The sequence below is a fragment of the Eubacterium sp. An11 genome (assembly GCF_002161065.1).
Taxonomy (GTDB): Bacteria; Bacillota; Clostridia; order Lachnospirales; family Lachnospiraceae; genus Anaerobutyricum; species Anaerobutyricum faecale.
This window is the reverse complement of record NZ_NFLV01000018.1, coordinates 18669-36204: the sequence shown is the minus strand read 5'-3', so window position 1 is coordinate 36204 and position 17536 is coordinate 18669. Positions and strand designations below refer to the sequence as shown.

The window sequence follows — 17536 nt, the reverse complement described above, 5'->3', positions numbered from 1 at the left end:
GAATACATGGCAGAAATCGTATGTATCGGGCAGGCAGTCATCGACTGCATCACCAGGGGTAAGGAAGAAAAGCCCCACAAGAAAAATGTATACCGGGCGGAAAAAATCAGTCTGAACACCGGCGGAGACGCCCTCAACGAGTCGGTGATTCTGTCGCGGCTGGGGCATCAGGTGAAGCTGGTCTGCGGCGTGGGCAATGATGTGGCCGGTAATCTGATTCTCCATGAGATGGAGGCCCGCGGCATCGACGTCAGCGATGTGACGCAGAGTGATTCCCTCACCACACCCATTGCCAATCTCATGGTCAACCGGGACGGCACCCGCATATCCGTCAACAGTGAAGCTACCATGCTCACCGGTTACGCACCGTCCGAACATGCCATAAAGGGAGCGAAAGTTGTCTCTCTTGCCAGCCTGTTCCGGGCGCCCCTGGACAACAGCGATACGATCATCCGTCTCGCCCGGGCGGCCAAGGCACAGGGCGCCATCCTCTGCGCAGACACGAAGATGCCCACCTACCGAAAACTGGCTCTCGATGATATCCGGGAAATCCTTCCGCTCATCGATTACATTTTCCCCAATGAAAATGAGGGGGAGTATTACACCGGAGAGACGGAATGCATGGCCATGGCGGAACATTTCCGCAGTCTCGGCGTAAAAAATGTCATCATCAAAACCGGCGAGAAAGGCTGCACCGTCAGCGGCGGACAGGGCCAGTTTTCCATGCCGGCCTATTCTGTGGATGCAGTGGATTCTACGGGTGGCGGCGACAACTTTGTGGCTGGATTTATCTCCGCTCTGCTTCACGGCGGAAATCTCCGGGAGTGCTGCCAGTACGGAATGGCCTGTGCGGCGGTATGTGTGCAGAGTATCGGGGCGACCACGGGAGTGAAGAGCCGGGAGAGTGTGGAGGAGTTTTTGAAATAGTAGAAAAGGAGAAGAAATAAATGTATTACGGCAACATTAAAAAAAGCGATATCGCCAATGGCATCGGCGTGCGGGTTTCTCTCTTTGTCAGCGGCTGTACCCATCACTGCAAGGGATGCTTCAATGAAGAAACCTGGGATTTTAAATATGGAGAAATTTTTACGAAGAAGACTCAGGAGCAGATTTTTAAATGGCTGGAGCCTTCCTATGTGAGCGGCCTGACGGTGCTGGGCGGCGAGCCTATGGAATATGTGAACCAGCAGGAACTGCTGCCGTTTCTTAAAGAAGTGAAACGAAGATTTCCGGACAAGACCATCTGGTGTTATACAGGATATGTGTTTGAGAAAGATATTCTGGAGCGGATGGTGCCGAAGTGGCGGTATACAGGGCCGCTCTTACAGCTCATTGATGTGCTGGTGGACGGCCCGTTCATAGAAGAGTTAAAGGATATCAGTCTGTTGTTCCGGGGGTCTTCCAACCAGAGGCTCATTGATGTGCCAAAGAGCCTGGCGGCCGGAAAGACCGTGCTGTGGGAACATGAAGATTGATAGGATGGATGACAAATGCCATCTGATGATTCCCACAGCTGTCAGTCGGGATGCCTAGCGGCTGTGTTTTCCGCCCGATGTGGTCAGGAACTGTACCAGTGCGCCTAAAGCGATAATGCAGACTGTCAGCAGCAGCGGATAGGAGGACAGAAGATCCATGTTCATGTACTGTCCCAGTACGGTCAGACATCCGGCTGCGGAGGAACCGCAGACAACGGCTGAGGTGATGATGATCACCGGCCGGATGAAGCGGAGCGCCAGGGATCCGACGATGAATCCGACTACCACGGACAGGAAGAACTGAATGTCTCCTGTGAATGGAAGGACGGATGCGGCGGCCATGAAAGCCAGTCCAAAACATAGAAGAAAGATGCCGGCCTGATAGATGCGGTAGGCAAGGATGGAAAGAACCACCGCTCCCACCAGTGCGCAGACGGCAATGACGCCTCCGGAACCATCAAGAAAAGATGCGCCGATCATGCCTCCGGCAACGGCGCCAACCAGAAGTCCGGTGAGGCTCATGAACAGTTTGGACAGCTTGTAGCCGAAAAAGCAGCCCAGAAGAGCGATGATCAGAGAAACGGTGGTGGCGATGATCTTGTAAGAGGTATCGATACCGTCGATATAATTGCTGATGGTATCCAGATGGGCGGCTCCGGTTTCAAAAGAATCCGGAAGAAAGGTACCTGTGTGTAAGAGCTGAGCGGGCAGTTCTGTGATAAATGTAATGAAATCTGAAAACATAAATGTCCTCCTTTGTGTATTTGAGGCCGCGGAAAGCGGCGTGTGTCTCATAGCCTGCCACTACACTAGCATAAAATGAGGTTTTGCGCAATTTTTTCCCGGAAGGCATCTTTCAGATTTTTTACTTTGTTGTTATGTTTTTGTAAGAGGAATCATCGCTGGAATTTAGAATATGGCTTGTTTCCGCCAGGGTTTTATACTATAATACCGGGGAGAATGTCCCTGTGATATGGGCGTAACAGCTGCCGTGGGGAAAAGCCCCTGGCGATACAGTACATTTACCGGGAAAGAAACCCCGGTCCGACAATACATTTGGAAAGAGAGGAAGAAAATATGAGCAAGATCAGAACAAGATTTGCTCCGAGCCCGACGGGAAGAATGCATGTGGGTAATCTGCGTACTGCGTTATATGCATATCTCATTGCGAAACATGAGGGCGGAGATTTTATTTTGAGGATTGAAGACACGGATCAGGAGAGATTTATGGATGAAGCTCTTCCTATTATTTACCGTACGTTGGAAGACACGGGACTGAAGCATGATGAAGGTCCGGACAAGGACGGCGGATGTGGCCCTTATGTTCAGAGTGAGCGCTGTGCTTCCGGTCTCTATATGAAATATGCCAAAGAACTCATTGACAAAGGTGAAGCATACTACTGTTTCTGTGATCAGGAACGTCTGGATTCTCTGAAAAGAGTAGTGGGAGGCAAGGAGATCAGTACTTACGATAAGCACTGTCTGCATCTGTCCAAAGAAGAGATTGAGGCGAACCTGGCAGCCGGCAAGCCGTTTGTCATTCGTGCCAATATTCCAAATGAAGGTGTGACATGCTTCCATGATGAGATTTATGGAGATATTTCTCAGCCAAATGAAGAGCTGGACGATATGATTCTCATTAAATCCGACGGATATCCGACCTACAATTTTGCCAATGTAGTGGACGATCATCTGATGGGAATTACTCATGTGGTAAGAGGAAATGAATATCTGTCTTCTGCACCGAAGTATACCCGTCTGTATCAGGCTTTCGGCTGGGAAGAACCGAAATACATTCACTGTCCGCTGATCACCAATGAGGAACATCAGAAGCTCTCCAAACGTTCCGGACATTCCTCCTACGAGGATCTGATCGAGCAGGGATTTGTTTCTGAGGCCGTTGTAAACTTTGTGGCTCTTCTTGGATGGAGCCCGTCTGATAACAGAGAGATCTTTTCGCTGGATGAGCTGGTGGAAGCCTTTGATTATCATCATATCAGTAAGTCTCCGGCGGTCTTTGATATGACGAAGCTCAAATGGATGAACGGCGAATACCTGAAAGCCATGGATTTTGATAAGTTCTATGAAATGGCAGAACCGTATCTGAAAAAAGCTATCACAAAGGATTATGATTTAAAGAAGATTGCTGCTCTGGTAAAGACGAGAATCGAGATTTTCCCGGATATCTATGAGATGGTGGATTTCTTCGAGCAGGTGCCGGAATATGATGTGGCTATGTACACGCACAAAAAGAACAAGACGACACCGGAGAAGTCACTGGTAGTGTTAAAAGAACTTCTTCCGGTTCTGAAAGAGCAGGAAGATTACTCCAACGATGCTCTTTATCAGACTCTTCGTCAGTTTGCCGCAGACCATGAATATAAGAACGGATTTGTGATGTGGCCGGTTCGTACCGCTGTGTCCGGCAAGCAGATGACGCCGGGCGGCGCCACCGAGATTATGGAAGTCATCGGCAAGGATGAGACCCTCTCCCGGATTGAGGCAGCCATCGCTAAGATTGAAGCGGCCATTGGTTAATTACGCTAGTTTATGTGTGGACAAAAAAGACGTGAAAGCGACTTTTTTGTCCATTTTTTCACCCATGATTCCGATACATTTTCCCATGGTAAAGGCGGCGAAGATGGTGCCGATGCCGAGGCCTTTCAGATGTCCCAGACAGAAAAATGTCATGCAGGCGGTGACCAGCAGACAGATAACATCGAAGGAAATCTTGACTCTGGAATAACGGATGCTGGTTATCTCGGAAAATTCCCGTGGGAAAAGATCCGTCGGGATAATCGGCATCTGACAGCGGTTTGAAATGGCGATGCCGAAAGAAATCACAAGATAGCTGACGATAAAATACAGAATCCGCAGCGGCAGTGTTGTCGGCAGAAGAGTAACCCACATTTCATGTACATCGATCATGATGCCAAAGAAAAATCCCACTACAAAGCTGAACAGATAAGAAACGACAAAACGTTTTCTCATGATCATGAGGACAGCGATGAGCAGTCCCTGGAAAATGTATGTCCAGGTACCCAGTGTCAGTATGGGGAACACCTCTGAAAAAGCGTAGGGAACACTTGAAATGGCGGAGATGCCGGAACCGGAGTGAAGCATCAGCACCACGCCGAAACTGTTGATGATGACGGCGAGAACCAGCGCCAGCTCTCCGCGGAATGTATAAGGAGTATCGGTTGTAGACATAAAAAATCCCTCCTGGTGATAAGATATATTGCCATTGCCGTGCAGTGTAAATGCACGGTTTGATATGATTTTACGGTATAACTGTACCACCGGGAAGGATATAATTCTAATGAATATTTTTTATGAAATTATAAATTATGTCTATATTATAGCAATTGTACCTACTTTGTGTTATAGAGACAGCCGTCTCCGCCCATCAACGCGGTCATTTCCTCGATGCGTTCCAGAGGAAACGGTGGTCTGGACAGTGGCCGCATGGCGATAGACATAAGTTTCATGGGATTGTCGTCCGCGGCGACCCGGTTGGAACTCAAATGTCCGCAGCGTTTGCAGCGGTGGATGATTGCCCATTCTCCCTTGTTTCTGACCCAGACGCCCACCGGTTCCATGATGCCGCCGCAGTCGGATTCCCGGTCGCCCGGCTCAATGTCCAGATGCAGGCTTGAGAGACAGTTGGGACAGTGATTGCGGTGATTGCTGCCGGAATCGGCAGATACGACCGGGCGTCCGCAGACCTTGCAGGTAAAACTGTCATTGCATGGATGTGTTTTATAGTAGCCTTTCTGATATGGTTTTCTTTTATTTTCTCTGTTCATTTTTTACCTCCCTGAAGGGACGGCGCCTGAAAATACATTTCCAGAATACGTTTCCAAGGAGAAAAGCCGCCAAGGAAAAATGCCGCTGGCCGCCACATTTTGTGGGGCGGTATTGTTGCATTAAAAAGCGGTTTCCATATATTTTTTCAGTCCGTCCCGATACTTTTGGGTGAGGAGCAAATATTGCTGCTGTTCTTCTTCCGTCCAATCTGCCCAGATTTTATTTTCGATTTCAAACAGCGGGTAAATTTTACGGCGGGCGTAGTTTTTGCCCTCTTCGGTCAGACAGACAATCGTATTTCTCCCCTTGCCCTGTTCCAGTCTTATGATTCCTTCTTTTTCCAACTTGTGAATGGCGGAATTGATGGTTTGCCGGCTGATGCCTGTCAGTCTGCTGATCTCACTCTGCAGGCAGCGGTCCCCCTTTTCACAAATGACATATAAAATGTTCTGCACGCTGTCAGAGACACCCGTTTTGACGGCGGCCTCATGATAGAGTGCATTGATTTCGCCGGCAAGATATGTATATTGATTTGCTTTCAAATAGTGCATAAGTCAACCCCTTTTTAATTAATGTATGATTTCGTACATCCTTATTATATACGATTTCGGACATAAGTCAACTGTTTTTTCAGATTTACATATATTGAAAAATAAAAATGTACAGGCAAAAAAGTCTGTTTTTTGGTAAAATGATTTTAGTGAAAAAGTCATAAAAGGAACATAAAAAATGGGACAGACAGAAACATAAAATAATGATATGAACTGACGGGGAAGGGGATAAAGTATGGAGGTAGATAAAAATTACAGGATCGACGCGAATTTCCGCTGGCTGGGCAGTGAGATCAAGGCTAATGAGGAACTGTGTCTGACGGTATGCGGTATAGAACGATGCAAGCCGGATAAATCTTACGGGCCTTCGGTGCGGGAGGATTATCATGTACATTTTGTTCTGCATGGGAAGGGAACGCTGGAAATCGGCGGGAAGTCCTATCAGCTGCGGAGAGGACAGATTTTTGTGATTCCGCCGGATATTGAAACGTATTATTATTCGGACCCGGAAGATCCGTGGCATTATACCTGGGTGTCATTCGGAGGAACGAGAGCGGGATATTTTCTGGAAAAGGCGGGGCTTACCAAGGAGTGTCCGGTGAGAGAAACTTATATTGAGCCGGAGCGTTTTCTGGAGATTACGGAAAAGATTCTTAATCATCATGAGCTGACGGTGGCCAACGAGCTTATCCGTACATCTCTGCTTTATGAGATTATCGCTCTTTTGGTAGAATCCCAGTATGAGAACAGGGATGATAAAGATAAGACGGAGGTTTATGATTATTCCCCGGAGATTTATGTAAATACGGCTTTGGAATACATGCATGAGCATTATTCGAATACCCGCATCAGCGAGGTGGCTTCTTTTATCGGAATTTCCCGATATTATCTGACGCACATTTTCAAGGAAAAGCTGAATATTTCTCCTCAGGAGTATCTGTTAAATTACCGCATGGAGCAGGGAAGCCGGCTGCTGCGGACCACCAGTCTGTCTGTGCAGGCCATATCGGAGAAGGTGGGATATGAGAATCCGCTTACATTTTCCAAAACATTTAAAAATAAATTCGGGCTCAGTCCGAGAAAATACAGAGAGAAGATGAAGGAAAAAGGAATGTAGTATATAAAGGGAAATCAAATGAGTAAGACAAAACGGCTGCCCGAATCATATCGGACAGCCGTTTTTGATGAAACAGACAGTCATGTCTGTATTTCATTTGAAAGGCGGAAGGCATTGGAATGCCCGGCTCTTTCATTTTTTAGAGAAGGATAATTTATATCAATGAGCAATTGGAGTGGCGTTTTTCCAATACTCCTCGATATCAGTAGCCAGCTGAGTGCGGTCAATCTTATCGGCAAGGTATTCCTGCATATGTGCGCCCACAACGGATAAATGATCGTCCGGGTCGAAGTCATAGTTCGGAACCATTTTACCTGCGTCTGCGTACTCTTTTACCATGGCGCCCAGAGCGTTGGTACATGGTACAGTGTTGCTCTTGAACGGAGATACCATACCGCATGTGTCAGAAATTAATGTTTTTCCTTCGTCTGAGTCAACAATCCAGTTCAGGAAACCTTTGGCAGCTTCTCTCTGTTCGTCTGTGGTGTATTCACTGCTGTCGATATAGAAGAATTTGGAACCGCCGCCCACGATACATCCGGTGTAAGCATCCTGGATATCCTGAGGAAGAGGCATGATGCCTACATTTCCTGTGTAATCATAGTCGATGATATCGTTCCATTCCCAGGAACCGCCGAACTGGAAGGCAACTTCACCTTCGGACAGTGCCTGATGTACCTGCTCGTCTTCTACAGATACTGCCATGTCTTTGAATTTGTTATATTTTTTCAGAACATCAAATGTATCCATGATAGCGTTGTATTTGGCGTCATTGGCCAGATCTGCGGTTCCTTCAAAGAGGGAGTTTACAAAACCGTCCACATCTTCTCTCTCTTCATATACCTGCTGGATATAATGAGCGCCCAGGGACCAGTCAGGTTTTAAGATGGCTGTTGGAGCTTCCATACCGCCGGCAACCAGTCTGTCGCACATGGCAGTCAGATCATCCAGAGTCTGGATAGTTGACGGATCAAAAGGTTCTCCGGTGACAGCTTCGATGGCGTCCGCGTTGTAGAGAAGACCTCTTGCTTCCACACATACCGGGAAGCCAACAACTTTTCCGTCCACGGAGATGGCGTAATCAGTATCGCTCACCCAAGGCTGATCACTTAAATCTGTGCAGTATTCAGATGCAAGATTATAGATATCTTTAGCATCGGTCATGGCGATAGTGTAAGGATCGGAAGCCGCATATTTGGATGAGAGATGAGCTGCAACGGTATCATTGGAGTAATATACTTCAATATCCACGTTATTCTGCTCGCCGTAAGTTGCTGCCGCTTCTTCCAGATATTCCTGAATTTCCGTTTTGGAATTGAAAATAGTGATGGCAACTTTTCCGTCATTGGCGCTTTCGTCACTGGAACCACAGGCGGCTGCGGAAAGTGTGAGAATTCCGGCCATACCAATGACAGCAGCTTTTTTGAATAGTTTCTTCATAGTTTTTCCTCCTTCATTTTGAAAAATTATAGTAAATGTTTATTCATAAGAATCCGGATGAAACAAAGTACATCCGATCCTCTTAAAAAACCGAATTTTATTCTGCAGATCCTGTTCGCTTACTTCAAAGGCAGCGGCCAGACAGGAAAGGCAGTAGTACCGGGTGGTGCCGCGGTTGACAAGCTTTTTTGTCAGGGCAATTTCGTCATGGGAGAGAGAAGTCCCACATCTGGTACACACAGAGCCGGCGGCAGGTGATTCTGTCTTATCAGAGTCGGAAGTAGCCGTTTTGGCTTTTTTTGGGGCATAGATCAGAGAAGTATCACGCATTGCAGTCCACCAGCTTACAGATATAAAGTTTGCAGTCGTGACCTGGAACCGTCACTCTCTGATAATCCCGCACGACACCGATGGATTCCCCGGTAAATGCATCTTCCATGGTAAATCCGTATCCGCTGGCATAAGGGATGCCGGCGTCTGCGAAAGAGAAGAGCATTTCCTGTTCCTGCTCAAACAGATTGTAATAAGCAACAACAAATGTATTGTCAGAAAGAATCTTAAGGAAAATGTAAAGCTGATCTTTAATGCAGCGGAGCGGCTCAATGGCGTTTTCTCTGTCTTCTTCCGGAATTTTTACGCTTCTCTGAGACACCAGATAAGGAGGACGGCATTCCGGATCCTGATCAATGGCGATCAGCCTTTTGTTGAGAAGAAGTTCTTTCATGGCAGGATTCAGTTCGAGGATATTTGCTCCAATAATCAGAGGGGAACCTGCCAGGCACCAGAGGGAAAACTGCATCCGGTACTCGTTGTCGGTACAGGCTTTGCCTATGGCCACATTTCCTTTGTTATACATGCCGACAGTCAGCATATCGATATCGTTGAAACAGAAAGGAGCGGACTGACTGAAATGAGGCAGCTGTGACTGAAAAATCCGTATAAAGGATTGATAATTGTCAAAAATATCTCCTGTGGAACGATAGGTGTGAGCGCCGATGGAACGCATCCAGTTCCAGGAATCTTCGGTGCCCCAGTTGCAGGCGGCGAACAGAATTTCTCTGCCGCTGGCCTTTAAAGCCATACTCATGGTGAGATAACGGTTTTTGCAGTCGGCGTTGTCCGGAAAATTACAAAAATCATATTTCAGGTAGTCAACACCCCACCGGGCAAATTGTCTGGCGTCCTGATATTCGTGGTCGTAGCTGGACGGATAGCCGGCACAGGTCAGAATACCTGCACAGGAATAAATACCGAATTTCAGCCCTTTGCTGTGAATATAATCGGCTACAGCTTTCATACCGTGAGGAAATTTTTCAGGATCCGGGACCAGATTACCTTCCGGGTCTCTCTCTTTCAGAGCCCAGCAGTCGTCCACAATGACGTATTCATAGCCGGCTTCACGGTATCCCTCCTCAATAATTGTATCTGTAATTTGAAATAATAACTCTTCTGATATGTCTTTCCCAAAAGTATTCCATGAATTCCATCCCATAGGAGGTAATTGTGCAATCATTTTGTTCATCTCCTTTCTTTTTCTGATATTATAGAGGGGAAAGTGGAATTGGTACATGGTTTAATGTTGGCAAAACCAGACGTTATGTGCGATATTTGTGAAATTTGAGCAAAAGAAATGTAAAGAGACTGTTATAAAACAGCCCCTTATCTCATAAAACGATTTTCTTTTTTCCTTTTCCGGGGAAATCCTGTTCATATACATATTTCTGGAATAACTGAACGGATGGGGTAAGATAAGTGTTTTGACTGCTGACCATAAAGATTTCCCGCTTGTAGGCGGGTTTTTCGATGGTTAAAATCTGCACATCCAGCCGACGCAGCAGATCCATATAAGGAACGATGGCGATGCCGAAGTTCCGGGCCACCAGGCCGGCGATCACCTGGTCTTCTTCCACCTCGTAGGCGATGGACGGACGGCTGCCGAGGATTTGAAAAAGTTCATTAATATCATTGCGGATGCCGGCTCCCTTTGCAAAGTAAATATAAGGATAAGGCAGAGTTTCCCCGAGAGATACGGATTGTCTGTCTGCCAGAGGATGATTTTTCGGTACGATGACCACCAGATCCTGATAGGCCACAGGCGTTTTGGTCAGATGATACTGCTGGTATTCCTCAGGAATCTGAGAGCTGAAAATCAGATCGTAATCCTTGGCGATAAGACCGTCCAGCAGGAAAGAAGTGGAACCGGTACGGAAAATAAAATGAATATCCAGCTCAGGGTGCTGCTGTAAGAATCCGGCAGCCAGAGTTGGAATGAATTCCACTCCCAGAGGGCGCAGGAAGCCAAGGCGAATGAGACCGTTTCCCCGGGCGCTGTGTTTCAGGGAGTCAATGCCGTTGTCGAGGATGTTCAGGGAATTTTCTGCATAAGAGAGAAACTCTTCTCCGAAACAGGTGAGGGTGGTGTTGCGTCCGTTTCGTTCAAAAAGAGGGACGCCCAGTTCGCTTTCCAGTTGCGAGATGGCGTGGCTTAAGCTTGGCTGGGTGATGCCCAGCTTTGCGGCGGCTTTTGTGTAATGTCTGGTGTGGACCAGCTCAATAAAATATCGAAGATGATACAGATTCATGGATACCTCCTGAGTAATATATATAATCTATTATAATATAAAAATTATTTATTTTACATATAAAAAATAAAGTCGACATTCCATTTCTGGCAGAGTATACTTATAGAAAAAAGGCAAAAGGAGAGAATGATATGAAAAAAAGAAATGTAATAGCTATGTTGTGCGCTTTGTGTGTGCTGACTCTGCTGCTGCCGATGCAGACCAATGCGGCATCAGCCAAAAAGAACAAAAAAGCCATGACAGCCTACCATCAGTTTTTGTCGCAGGATCAGATCCAGTGGTCAGAATGGACAAGCATCCCTTCTTCTGATGTGTTATTTGCTGCCGCAGATATCAATAAGGACGGAGTGAAAGAATTAATTGTACGATATGTGCAGGCGTCCCATATGGACGGATGGCATCGAATCTATACATATAAAAAAGGAAGAGTAAAGTCTCTGGGACATTTTACCAATGTTTACATTTATAAAAATAAGAATTTCTTTGTGGATTCTTATGCCAATACGGGTGTTATACAGAATTCCTACTATCGTCTGGGCAAAAACGGGAAAAAGATTACCCTGGCGAAATATCAGATTTCAGATACGCCAGCCTCCGCGAAAGGGAAAACCGTAAAAAAATATAACGCCGATATGGGTTACGACGTTTACTATTCTGATATGAAAGTAAATGGCAAAAAAGTTTCTTATAAAAAATGTATGAAGAAAATCCGTTCTCTGGAAAAAAGAGCAAAACAGCTGAACTTAAAGTTTTATGAGAATACAGCTGAAAATACAGGAAGATATCTGGTGAAATAAAGAACGGAATGTTCCCGGCAGCAATTTTGACATATCCGAAAATTTTAGCATTCCAGCTGAATTTTTTGTGTTGACAAAGATTTTCAAATATGCAATTATATAGATGATTTTAAGAATTTGCCGGGAAGACGGAAGTTTTTCTGACAAGATATCATAATGGTATGTTTGTCACCATTTGCAGTGACAGATGATCCGGCCGCTGACGGATATGTGAGTTTACACAGTGTGGCCGGAGAGACAGCGCTTTTTCGCTGTCTGTTATCAGCCGACCGTCTGGGCAGCTTCTTCTTGAAGTTGCCCTTTTCTTATTTCATAGGAAATTGCATTCCCATGAAATAAAAAACGCTCCGCGAGGATCGCACTGCGGCGGATAGGAAGATGCCGCTTTCGCGACCCACCGCAGGCGGAGAATCCTACTTTGCAGGATTCTTTCTTATTTGGTAAGCTGATTTCTATGAGAAAACCGTTGATGTAAAGATAAAAAAGAAAGGAAAGTATTTATGAAGACAGATATTCAGATTGCACAGGAAGCAAACATGCTGCCAATCCGCGATGTGGCAGCCAAGTATGGCATTGGTGAGGACGATTTGGAATTATACGGAAAATATAAAGCAAAGTTTTCCGATGAGCTGTTAAAAGAGATTGAGAACCGTCCGGACGGCAAGCTGGTGCTCGTGACCGCTATTAATCCGACTCCGGCAGGAGAGGGAAAGACAACCACCAGCATCGGTCTGGCACAGGCTCTCGCAAAGCTTGACAAGAAATGTCTCCTGGCTCTTCGTGAACCATCTCTGGGGCCTTGTTTCGGTATCAAGGGCGGCGCTGCCGGCGGAGGATATGCGCAGGTTGTTCCGATGGAAGATCTGAATCTGCATTTCACAGGAGACTTCCACGCTATCACTTCCGCCAACAACCTGCTGGCAGCTATGCTGGATAATCATATTCAGCAGGGCAACGAGCTTCGCATTGATACAAGACAGGTTATCTGGAAACGTTGTCTTGACATGAATGACCGTGCTCTTCGTAACATTGTTATTGGTCTCGGAAAGAAAGCGGACGGTTTCGTGAGAGAGGATCATTTCGTGATCACAGTTGCCACAGAGATTATGGCAATCCTCTGTCTGGCAGAAAATATGGCTGATTTGAAGGAGCGTCTCTCCAAGATCATCGTGGCTTATGATCTGGACGGCAACCCGGTAACTGCCGGACAGCTTAAAGCTGTGGGAGCCATGGCAGCACTCTTAAAAGATGCCATCAAACCAAACCTTATCCAGACTCTGGAGAATACCGGAGCCATCGTCCATGGCGGACCGTTTGCCAATATCGCTCACGGCTGTAACAGTGTCCGTGCTACAAAGAGCGCATTAAAGCTTGCGGATATCGTTATCACAGAGGCAGGTTTCGGCGCAGACCTGGGCGCAGAGAAGTTCATGGATATCAAGTGCCGGATGGCAGATCTGAAACCGGACGCCGTTGTTCTGGTTGCCACAGTCCGCGCATTGAAATATAACGGCGGCGTGCCGAAGGATCAGCTTTCCACCGAAAACCTGGACGCTCTGGCAAAGGGTATCTGCAATCTGGAGAAACACATTGAGAACCTGCAGAAGTTCGGTGTACCGATCGTGGTAACTCTGAACTCCTTTATCACCGATACCCAGGCAGAATACGAGTATATCCGTAATTTCTGTGAGGAGAGAGGCTGTGAATTTGCCCTGTCCGAAGTTTGGGCAAAAGGCGGTGAGGGCGGAATCGCTCTGGCAGAAAAAGTGCTGAACACCCTGGAGAATAAAGAGAGCAACTTCCATGTACTGTATCCGGATGAGATGCCGTTAAAGGAGAAAATCAACACCATCGCCAAAGAAATCTACGGAGCAGATGGCGTCAATTTCGATCCGGCCGCATCCAAGATGCTTGACAAGCTGACAGATCTTGGATTTGGCAACCTTCCGGTCTGCATGGCAAAGACCCAGTATTCTCTGTCCGACGATCAGACCAAACTGGGACGTCCGGAAGGCTTCAACATCAACGTCCGCGACGTATTTGTCAACGCCGGCGCCGGATTTGTGGTAGCCCTCACAGGAGCTATCATGACCATGCCTGGTCTGCCGAAGAAGCCAGCAGCCTTCGGCATCGACGTGGACGACGACGGAAAGATTACGGGGCTGTTCTAGGATAGTTTATTTTCCGAATAAGAAATGTTTATGATGACATATAAAACTGGCAGGAGCATTCATACGCGTCCTGCCAGTTTTCATCTTTATCTGATATTATTCAGTTATTATTCCGTGATATCCACCCACATTACCGGCTTGATGGTGAAGGTATCGTCGGTGGAGTCATATCCGTAATTCATCACAGTCTTGTCCGGGTAGACGAAGCTCATGGAGCCTTCGTATGCGCCCGGTGTGCGCAGCCACCAGCAGGTCTCCGTACCGTGGAGAATGTCATGGTAGCGGGAAGCTTCGCTGGAGCTTAACAGATAAACCTTGTCGGTGGTGTCATGGCCGGCATTCGTGCCGTATACCGGATTGTGTTCTGCGGTAACTTTGGTTTCCTTCAATGCATCGATCTCTGTCTGGCAGAAGTTCTCATCCAGGAAGGTGCTGTTGAGCCAGCTTCTGGCGGAAGAATTCTCCCATGTGGAGGAGTCATTTTCCTCTTTTTTTGCGTCCGCGGTATTCACAGTCCTGAACGGAATATCGCTGATGGATTTATCTTTGATCAGCAACGCCTGGTCATCCTGTTTTTCCAGTACACGCCATTCCAGATTGGCAAACATGACGATGTCTCCCAGCTCTGTCTGGCGGATATTGTCTTTTTCCATGGCGATGAGATGCTGCGCGCTGTCTTTATAGTTGTCTCTGGCGAGGGTGTAAAAATCCGCGTAGGCCGTGTTAAGGGTGTCGGCGTCATCGCTGTCTTCGGCAGCCAGAGCAGCCTGATATCGCTGTTCCTGATATTTCTCATAGGCGCCGGCATCGCCGGTACGCTCATAAACTACATTGTAAGCGTGCCATGAGGTGTCGTGATCTCCGATGAAAGAGAGAGCTGCTCCCGCGCATTGATAGAAGGCGGTAGTCCTGGAGAAAGCCAGGAGTGCGATGATAACGGCGATAAAACAAATGCTCACAAAGAGACTGTGCCGTTTCATTTCCGCCGCTTTTTTTGCGGCCATCTCTCCGCAGGCAGCGGCCTGCTGTTCGGAGTCTGTGCATTGACAGAGGCGTTCGTATAATTCAGGGGAAACTTTTCGTTCCGGAATTTTATGTTTGAGCTCGTGACGGTGAATTCTTTCAAAAACTGTCTGGGCGGAATAGTAATCGTTCGGTGTTTTAGCCCTGTCACGAATCTGACAGGCTTCCTCGTAGAGGGCAATCTTTCCCTCTGCCCGGGCAGTGTATTTCTTTTTGCGCAGATCACGGAGCAATGGACGAACTTCCATATATGGACGGGCAAGACGAAGATATTTGATTGCCCGGTGATAATATTTATCCTGCTCCTCAAACTGTTTCATGTGTTCGGCAATATTGATATATCTGAGCGCTGTGTTGTAATGCTGCTGCGCAATCTCTTCCGCACTCAGGTTCTCATCGGAAACTTCATTGAGCTGGATATCTATTTTTTCATCGTTTCTCATGGGAAAGCCATTCCTTTCTAAAAAACTAATCAGGTTATCTTACCATTTTTTCAAGGTGAATACAAGTCCCAGGCGCATGAATACTGCATATTTGACAGACAGACATGCGGAAGCAGCATATTTTCACTCGTGATGTTGATAAAAATGAAAAGGCTGCCCTTGGTGGAAGGACAGCCAGAATCAGTATGTATGTTAGATTAGGTCAATTATGCCCGTTCGGCAAGAAATGCTTCAATGGCATCCTTGGATGGAAGGGATGGCTGTGCGCCCAGATGCTGTACGGAAATTGCGGCTGCCGCGCTGGCATATCTGGCGGAAGCGACAATATCGCCGGTCTCGGCATACTGTTTTACCAGAACTCCGGTGAAGCAGTCGCCGGCAGCAGTTGGGTCCACGGCTTCAACTTTAAAGGTAGGAACCATCTGGCAGATGCCTTCTCCGTAAATAAAGGAGCCTTTATCGCCCATCTTCAAAACAACATATTTACAATTGGAACGTTCATGCAAAATCTTGCAGGCTGCCACGCAGGTGTCATCGTCTTTTGGAAGAATACCGACGAGGGCTTCTGTCTCCGTCTCGTTTGGAGAGAGAATGGTGATACCCTGGAACTTTTCAATCGGGTAATCCTGCGCAGGGCCGGCGTCAAGACAGGTGATCATGCCTCGCTCTTTGGCAAGCTCAAAGGCCCGCACATTGCTTTCCAGAGGAATCTCCAGCTGCATCATCAAAGCGTCGTATTCTTTATCTTTAAATGCTTCTTCTACAGATGCCGGTGTAGTGTCATTGTTGGCGCCGGTGTAGATGGCGAGACGATTCATACCGTTTTCCTCCAGCATGATAACAGCCATACCGGTGTTGGCGCCCTCTTTCAGACGCAGATTAGATACATCAATGCCCACATCTTTTAACATGCCGAGCAGTGCCTCCCCGTTGGCGTCCTGTCCCAGAGTACCGCAGACGGATACATCTCCGCCGGCCTTTGCGGCTGCAACGGCGGAATTGCTTCCCTTGCCGCCGCCAGCATTGGAATAGGAGGTGCCAAGAAGACTTTCACTGGGGTGTGGAATCCTCGGCATCTGTAAGATTAAATCCATCATAATACTTCCAACCATCAAAATTTTTGCTGCCATAATACTTCTCCTCCATAAATATATTATGCATAATGTCTGAAAAATAATCAATTATATGGCTATTTTAAAGAAAAATTGTAGAAAAGTCAAGGTTTCTCCATGAACATATGGCAGATTGTATGAACGAATTGCTGAATATGTTGTGGTAGTTTTTTGTTTTTTTCATATACAATATACAGATTGCGCCAGCTGGAAGCTTCTCCCAGATGAAAGACGAGAATGGAGCCGTTTTTTTCTTCTTCAGCCACAGAAAAACCGGACATGATGGAGATTCCCAGGCCCTTTCGAATAAAGGATTTTATCATCTCCTGATCGTTCATCTGCGCCACCACATTTAATTCTGAGACGGAAATATGCATCCTCTCCAGAAATAAAGTGGCTTCTTTTCGGGTTCCGGAGCTGTTTTCTCTGAGAATCACCGGTTCCTGCATGAGCCGTTCCAGACTGGCATGCTCCTCTTGCAGCTGCCTGTAGTAATCATTGGCGGGCGCGGCGATGATCAGTTCATCTCTGGCAAAGGGGATAAAGGTATAGTCCGGCAGATTAACTTTTGTTCCCACGAAGCCAAGATCAAGGTGGTGTTCCTGCAGCCGGTCCAGAACGCCCATGCTGTCGGACTGCCACAGCTCAAATTGGTATATCGGATGTTTTTTTCTGAAAACCGGCAGTACATTCGGCAGAAGATAGAGGGCAGGGATGGTGGAAGCGCCGAGCCGGATGGTGCTGACCGGATTCTGACTGAATTTTTCGTAAATCCGGCCGCGAAGTTTTAATAATTTCTGCGCCTCTTCATATAAATATTGCCCATCTTCTGTGACCTCCATATGTTTGGTGGTCCGGTTGAGGAGGGTGGTATTTAATTCTGTTTCCAGAGAGCGGATGTGTGAGCTGATGGTAGGCTGGGTGAGATAAATATGTTTAGCCGCTTCGGAAAAGCTGTTCCATTCCACAACAGCCACAAATGCTTCAAGCTGTTTAAATTCCATAAGTACGCCTCTTC

At 47.0% G+C, this 17536-nt stretch carries 17 protein-coding genes; 6 read left to right on the top strand and 11 right to left on the bottom strand.

Annotated elements, in window-relative coordinates; all coding sequences use genetic code 11:
• Positions 1-6 precede the first annotated feature (6 nt).
• Positions 7-927: a carbohydrate kinase family protein gene (locus B5E53_RS12855; protein WP_087315681.1), complete on the top strand. Its 921-nt coding sequence runs from the start codon at positions 7-9 to the stop codon at positions 925-927.
• A 20-nt stretch (positions 928-947) separates the two neighbouring features.
• Complete coding sequence (nrdG, locus tag B5E53_RS12850) at positions 948-1475, top strand: anaerobic ribonucleoside-triphosphate reductase activating protein (RefSeq protein WP_087315679.1); 528 nt, start codon at positions 948-950, stop codon at positions 1473-1475.
• A gap of 54 nt (positions 1476-1529) precedes the next feature.
• Here the strand turns inward: nrdG and B5E53_RS12845 are convergent, their stop codons facing one another.
• Positions 1530-2219, bottom strand: a complete 690-nt coding sequence (locus tag B5E53_RS12845; protein WP_087315677.1) for a transmembrane protein — start codon at positions 2217-2219, stop codon at positions 1530-1532.
• A 333-nt stretch (positions 2220-2552) separates the two neighbouring features.
• Between B5E53_RS12845 and gltX the strand changes: the two genes are divergently transcribed.
• Positions 2553-4013, top strand: coding sequence for a glutamate--tRNA ligase (gene gltX / locus B5E53_RS12840; RefSeq protein ID WP_087315675.1), 1461 nt, complete (start codon positions 2553-2555; stop codon positions 4011-4013).
• Here gltX and B5E53_RS12835 read toward each other — a convergent pair whose 3' ends face one another.
• From B5E53_RS12835 to B5E53_RS12825, 3 genes are all read right to left on the bottom strand, one after another.
• Positions 4014-4685 carry a DUF6198 family protein gene (locus B5E53_RS12835; protein ID WP_087315673.1) on the bottom strand — a complete coding sequence of 224 codons (672 nt, stop codon included), beginning with the start codon at positions 4683-4685 and terminating at the stop codon, positions 4014-4016.
• A gap of 161 nt (positions 4686-4846) precedes the next feature.
• On the bottom strand, positions 4847-5281 hold the full coding sequence (locus tag B5E53_RS12830; RefSeq protein WP_087315671.1) for an RNHCP domain-containing protein: 435 nt from the start codon (positions 5279-5281) through the stop codon (positions 4847-4849).
• Positions 5282-5401: 120 nt separating this feature from the next.
• Positions 5402-5833, bottom strand: coding sequence for a MarR family transcriptional regulator (locus B5E53_RS12825; RefSeq protein ID WP_087315669.1), 432 nt, complete (start codon positions 5831-5833; stop codon positions 5402-5404).
• Positions 5834-6068: 235 nt separating this feature from the next.
• Between B5E53_RS12825 and B5E53_RS12820 the strand changes: the two genes are divergently transcribed.
• Positions 6069-6950, top strand: a complete 882-nt coding sequence (locus tag B5E53_RS12820; RefSeq protein ID WP_087315667.1) for an AraC family transcriptional regulator — start codon at positions 6069-6071, stop codon at positions 6948-6950.
• Between the two features lie 159 nt (positions 6951-7109).
• Here the strand turns inward: B5E53_RS12820 and B5E53_RS12815 are convergent, their stop codons facing one another.
• From B5E53_RS12815 to B5E53_RS12800, 4 genes are all read right to left on the bottom strand, one after another.
• The gene (locus B5E53_RS12815; RefSeq protein ID WP_087315665.1) at positions 7110-8390 is read right to left on the bottom strand and encodes an ABC transporter substrate-binding protein; all 1281 of its coding nucleotides are present in this window, start codon (positions 8388-8390) and stop codon (positions 7110-7112) included.
• Between the two features lie 39 nt (positions 8391-8429).
• Positions 8430-8720, bottom strand: a complete 291-nt coding sequence (locus B5E53_RS12810; protein WP_087315663.1) for a hypothetical protein — start codon at positions 8718-8720, stop codon at positions 8430-8432.
• On the bottom strand, positions 8713-9912 hold the full coding sequence (locus B5E53_RS12805; RefSeq protein ID WP_087315661.1) for a glycoside hydrolase family 27 protein: 1200 nt from the start codon (positions 9910-9912) through the stop codon (positions 8713-8715). Before B5E53_RS12805 ends, B5E53_RS12810 begins: the two co-directional genes overlap by 8 nt.
• A 142-nt stretch (positions 9913-10054) precedes the next feature.
• Positions 10055-10972, bottom strand: coding sequence for a LysR family transcriptional regulator (locus B5E53_RS12800; protein WP_087315659.1), 918 nt, complete (start codon positions 10970-10972; stop codon positions 10055-10057).
• 131 nt (positions 10973-11103) lie between these two features.
• Between B5E53_RS12800 and B5E53_RS12795 the strand changes: the two genes are divergently transcribed.
• On the top strand, positions 11104-11769 hold the full coding sequence (locus tag B5E53_RS12795; RefSeq protein WP_087315657.1) for a hypothetical protein: 666 nt from the start codon (positions 11104-11106) through the stop codon (positions 11767-11769).
• Positions 11770-12269: 500 nt separating this feature from the next.
• Complete coding sequence (locus B5E53_RS12790) at positions 12270-13940, top strand: formate--tetrahydrofolate ligase (protein ID WP_087315655.1); 1671 nt, start codon at positions 12270-12272, stop codon at positions 13938-13940.
• A 107-nt stretch (positions 13941-14047) separates the two neighbouring features.
• On the opposite strand, the gene B5E53_RS12785 is transcribed toward B5E53_RS12790, so the two are convergent.
• The 3 genes from B5E53_RS12785 to B5E53_RS12775 all read right to left on the bottom strand — a co-directional run bounded on the left by B5E53_RS12785 (position 14048) and on the right by B5E53_RS12775 (position 17522).
• On the bottom strand, positions 14048-15406 hold the full coding sequence (locus tag B5E53_RS12785; protein ID WP_087315653.1) for a DUF6273 domain-containing protein: 1359 nt from the start codon (positions 15404-15406) through the stop codon (positions 14048-14050).
• A gap of 206 nt (positions 15407-15612) precedes the next feature.
• Positions 15613-16536: a ribokinase gene (locus B5E53_RS12780; RefSeq protein ID WP_087315651.1), complete on the bottom strand. Its 924-nt coding sequence runs from the start codon at positions 16534-16536 to the stop codon at positions 15613-15615.
• An 86-nt stretch (positions 16537-16622) separates the two neighbouring features.
• Entirely contained in the window at positions 16623-17522 is a 900-nt protein-coding gene (locus B5E53_RS12775) for a selenium metabolism-associated LysR family transcriptional regulator (protein ID WP_087315649.1), read from the bottom strand.
• Between the last annotated feature and the right edge of the window lie 14 nt (positions 17523-17536).